Raw genomic sequence first — 3,588 nt, 5'->3', positions numbered from 1 at the left:
CGCCGATCCGGTGGTGAGCGCCGCCGCCGGTGTCCAGCGGTGGCTGGCGGCGACGCTGGACAGCGCAGGTCCGGCGGTGCTCGTCGCCGTCGTCGGCGTGCTGGTCCTCGCCGGCTCGCTCCGAAGGAAGGGCACCTTGTTAACGCCTGCGGTAGAGCAGGGGTCCCCTGCTAACACCGGACGGGGGCCGCACGCGGCTGACACCGGACGGGGGCCGCACGCGGCGACCCCCGACGAACCGGTCAGCGCGGGGTGAGTCGGTCGGTGCCGATCCGGTCGCGGAGCACCTCGGGCACCAGCACCGAACCGTCGGCCTGCTGGAACTGCTCCAGGATGGCCGGCAGCAGCCTGCTGGTCGCCAGCGCCGAGCCGTTCAGCGTGTGGACGAACCGGGTCTGCTTGCCGCCCGGCTCGCGGTAGCGGATCGCCGCCCGTCGGGCCTGGTAGTCACCGCCCCAGGAGACCGACGAGACCTCCTTGTACTTGCCGGTGCTGGGCATCCACACCTCGATGTCCAGCGTCTTGCGCATCGAGGCGCTGGAGTCGCCGGCCGCCAGCAGGCTGCGCTGGTAGTGCAGGCCCAGCCCCTCGACCAGGCTCTCCGCGTGGGCGACCATCTGCTCCAGCGCGGCGTCGGCCTGCTCGGGCAGGGTGAACTGGAAGATCTCCACCTTGTTGAACTGGTGGCCCCGGACGGTGCCGCGCTCGTCCGAGTGCGAGCCCGCCGCCTCACGGCGGTAGCAGGGGGTGTACGCGAACACCCGCAGCGGCAGCTTCGCGGTCTCCAGGATCTCGTCCTGGTATGCGCCGAGGATCGCCGTCTCCGCCGTCGGCAGCAGGAACTGCCCGCGCGGCGCGGACTGCTTGTCCAGGTGGTAGACGTCGTCGTAGAACTTCGGGAACTGGCCGGCGGCGAAGCCCGCAGTGTCCAGCAGCAGGTGCGGCGGGAGCAGGAACTCGTACCCGGCCTCGATGTTGCTCTCGATCAGCCAGTTGACCAGCGCCCACTCCAGGCGGGCGCCCAGACCGGTGTACATCCAGAAGCCCGACCCGCCCAGCTTGACCCCGCGCTCGTGGTCGACCAGGCCCAACGCCCGGCTCAACTCGACGTGGTCGCGGATCTTCTCGATCGCCGGGGGTGCGCCGAAGGTCTTCACCACCCGGTTGGCCTCCTTGCCGCCGGGGACCACGTCCTCGGCAGGCAGGTTGGGCAGTTCGCTCATCACGGTACGCAGCCGTGCCTGCACCTCGTCGAGTTCGCTCTCCAACTCGGCGATCTGCTTCCGGCCGACCTCGGAGGTCGCCTCCGGCTCGACACCGGCCCGCTTCGCCTGCGCGTACGCCCGGGCCTCGGCCTTGCGGCGCTGGCGTTCCCCGTCGATCTCACTGATCAGCCGGCGACGCTCCCGGTCGAGCTGCTGGATGTCGTCCAGCGCCCGGTCGACCTCGGCGGCTTCGAGCCGCTTCGCCAGCGCGGTCGCCACCGCGTCGCGATCCTTCCGGATCAACTCCATGTCGAGCATGCTGCTCCGTACGCCTCCGTCCGGAAGTCGGGTGGACTACCAGATGCTACCGCCGCGCCCGGATCGCCCCGACTCCCGCACCCGGCACACCGATCCTGCTCGGCAACGCGCTCGCGCGGAGCCGGTGGTCCGGTCCGCGCGGGCCCACTGCCAGAGGCGGCCGTCGGTGGGCGCGCTCGGTCAGAGGCGGATCGGCATCAGGATGGAGAAGGCGCCCTCGTCGTCCGGGCGGCGGATCGCCAGCGGGGTGACCGGGCTGTCCAGTTCGAGCACCAACCGCCGGCCACCGGCCGCGTCCAGCGCGTCGAGCAGGTACTCGCCGTTCACGCCGACCCGCAGTTCGGCGTACTCGCGGTCAGCGTCCGGGCCGCTGTCGGCCGGGCCCCTGCCGTCCGGGCCGCTGTCGGCGAGGTCGGGCGAGCCGGGCAGGTCGGCGGCGTGGTGCAGGTCGTCGGGGCCGAGCAGGCGGAGTCCGTCGCCCGACCCCCACCCGAGTACGGTCACCGGCAGCGCAGCCCCGGCGTACTCGCGGGTCAGCGTGGGCCCGCCCGCCCGCAGCGCGCCGGCCAGCCACTCACCGTCCACCGTGATGCGGTGTGTCGGCCCGTGCGCGCCCGCCCGTGGCAGCAGCACGTGGTAGTCGGGGAAGTCGTCCGGCAGCGCCGTGGCGTGCAACTCCCGCCCGGCCACGTCGGCGTGCAGCCGGGACGCGGTCACCGTCAGCCGTACCTCGTGCGCGTCGATGTCCGGGTCGGTCACCAGTCGGCGCAGCCCGTCCACCGCCGGCAGCGGCAGCAGCGTACGCACCGCCGGGCCGTCCACCGCCGCGTGGACGGTCGCCACCGCCAGCCGGTGCCGGTCGGTCGCCACCAGTCGTACGCCTGTGTCGGTCACGTCGAACAGGACACCGGTGAGCGCAGGCAGGTCCGGATCGGTCCCGACGGCGAAGCGGACGGCGGCCACGGCGGCGGTGAGTCCCGCACGGTCCACGGTGAGCCGGGTGGCGGCCGTCGACTCGTCGAGCGGCACCAGTGCCCGGATCCGGGACACCTCGCGGCGCGCGTCGGCCAGTCCGTCGGCCAGTCGGCGCAGTTGGGTGTCGAGCAGCCGGTGCACGACGGCTGGTTCGGCGCGTACCGCCTGGGCGATCTCGGCGACCGGCAGGCCCACCCGGCGCAGTCCGGCGACGAGCCGGGCCGAGGCCACCTGCTCGTCGGTGTAGCGGCGATATCCGGTCACCGGGTCCACCCGCGCCGGCACCAGGACCCCGGCGGCGTCGTAGAACCGCAGGGCACTCACCGTCAGCCCGCTGTCCCGGGCCACCTCGCCGATGCTGCGCAGGTCACGATCCACCCCGCAGATCCTGCCGCCTCGACCAGGTCGAGGGTCAACCCGGCTCCCGACCCCCCAAGCCCGACCCCCGACGGTCGTTCGGATGTTAGGAAGGGGCCCTTCCTATGCACGAGGCGTTAATAAGGTGCCCTTCCTTTCACCTCACCCGAGGACGCGGAAGGTGAGGCCGGCGGCGGTGAGTCGGGTCAGCAGCGCGTCGCCCATCGCGGTCACCGGCGTGACCTGGCCGGACGTGGCCGGCAGGTCGTCCAGGGCGAGGCAGAGGGCGGATTCGGCGAGCATCTTGGCGGTCTCGTCGTATCCGGGGTCGCCGCCGGCCACCTCGGTGACCACCCGACGGCCGCCGCCGGTGCCCACGAAACGGACCCGGAACCACGATTCGGCCCGCTGCTCGGCGCTCGGGCCCTGGCCGGAGGAGAGCCGTCCGAGCAGCCAGCGCCGGGCCGGGGGCAGCCGGGTCAGCCCGGCCAGCGCGCCCAGGCCGACGCCCGCCATCAGCACGGTGGGCAGGCGTTTGACGGCCGCGAAGTGCCGGTAGCGGAAGTCCGGCCCGTACTCGGGTCGGGCCGCCGCCGAGCGGCGGACCACCTGCGGGTCGATGGTCGGCAGCGGCACCGCCCAGACCGGCAGGTCCCGCGACCGGGCCAGCTTGCCCGGCACGGCGCGGACCCGGCGGTCGGTGGGTCGCGGTTCGGCCGCCCGCCGCTCGCGG

Annotated in this window: 2 protein-coding genes and 2 pseudogenes; 1 reads left to right on the top strand and 3 read right to left on the bottom strand. The window is 73.5% G+C overall.

Going from position 1 to position 3,588, the window contains the following annotated elements; genetic code table 11:
• Window positions 1–256 (top strand): annotated as a pseudogene (locus EYA84_RS33700) (cytochrome c biogenesis protein CcdA); the annotation flags it as partial.
• Here the strand turns inward: EYA84_RS33700 and serS are convergent.
• The 3 genes and pseudogenes from serS to EYA84_RS28730 form a co-directional block, all read right to left on the bottom strand.
• Window positions 243–1,523, bottom strand: coding sequence for a serine--tRNA ligase (gene serS / locus EYA84_RS28740; protein WP_131057101.1), 1,281 nt, complete (start codon window positions 1,521–1,523; stop codon window positions 243–245). The pseudogene EYA84_RS33700 and the gene serS overlap by 14 nt on opposite strands.
• 180 nt (window positions 1,524–1,703) lie before the next feature.
• Window positions 1,704–2,864, bottom strand: coding sequence for a MerR family transcriptional regulator (locus EYA84_RS28735; protein WP_131057103.1), 1,161 nt, complete (start codon window positions 2,862–2,864; stop codon window positions 1,704–1,706).
• A gap of 153 nt (window positions 2,865–3,017) precedes the next feature.
• Window positions 3,018–3,588, bottom strand: a pseudogene (locus tag EYA84_RS28730) (saccharopine dehydrogenase); the annotation flags it as partial.

Origin of the sequence: Verrucosispora sp. SN26_14.1, assembly GCF_004307965.1 — a bacterium.
Taxonomy (GTDB): domain Bacteria; phylum Actinomycetota; class Actinomycetes; order Mycobacteriales; family Micromonosporaceae; genus Micromonospora.
This window is presented reverse-complemented; position numbering and strand designations above follow the sequence as displayed.